1 protein-coding gene and 1 pseudogene are annotated in these 778 nt (G+C 69.8%); both read left to right on the top strand.

Features of this window, described 5'->3' with window-relative positions; genetic code table 11:
• Window positions 1-270: pseudogene (locus tag J3S20_RS29940) on the top strand (hypothetical protein); the annotation flags it as partial.
• Window positions 270-778, top strand: a 509-nt coding sequence (locus J3S20_RS29935; protein ID WP_216840579.1) for a cation diffusion facilitator family transporter, incomplete at its 3' end; no start/stop codon positions are given. The pseudogene J3S20_RS29940 and the gene J3S20_RS29935, both read left to right, overlap by 1 nt.

The raw sequence follows: 778 nt of genomic DNA, 5'->3' as shown, positions 1-778 counted from the left end.
GTTTCGCCTGGTCCCGATAAGCGGGACCAGGCGAAACGGGGCCGGGGGCGAAAGCCCCCGGCCCTTTCGCCGTTCATCTCCCTGTCCCGCGCCACCATGGCCAATGTGAAGCAGAACGTGGCGGTGGCGGTCGGGCTGAAGGCCGTCTTCCTGGTGACCACCCTGGCAGGCCTGACCGGGTTGTGGCCCGCGATCCTGGCCGATACCGGGGCGACGGTGCTGGTCACCTTGAACGCCCTGCGCCTGCTGCGCTGGCGGCCGCCCGCCTGATGTCCGGGCACGACCACTCGGCGAAGCGCGACGCCGGCCACGACCATGGGGCGCGGGTCACGGCGGGCAGCGAGCGGCGTATCCGTACCGTCTTCATCATGACCGCTGGATATGCTGCCGTGCAGGCCGCCGGCGGCTGGTTCTCGGGGTCTTTGGCGCTCATCGCCGATGCGGGCCACATGGTGTCGGACGCCGCAGCCCTGCTGCTGGCGCTGATCGCCTATCGCGTCGCCGCACGCGCGCCGGATGCGGCGCGAACTTACGGCTTTCACCGGGTGCGTGTGCTGGCCGCGCTGGCCAATGGCGCCTCGCTGCTTCTCCTGGTCGCCTGGATCGCCTGGGAGGCGGTGCAGCGGCTACGCGAACCGGCAGAAATCCTGGCCGGGCCGATGCTGATCGTTGCGGTCATTGGCCTCGGCATCAACATCGCTGGCGCGCTGATCCTGCGGCAGGGCGACCAAGGCGACAGCAACCTGCGCGGTGCGATGCTGCATGTACTGGGCGACCT

Source organism: Falsiroseomonas tokyonensis (assembly GCF_019024325.1).
Lineage (GTDB): Bacteria > Pseudomonadota > Alphaproteobacteria > Acetobacterales > Acetobacteraceae > Falsiroseomonas > Falsiroseomonas tokyonensis.
This window is presented reverse-complemented; position numbering and strand designations above follow the sequence as displayed.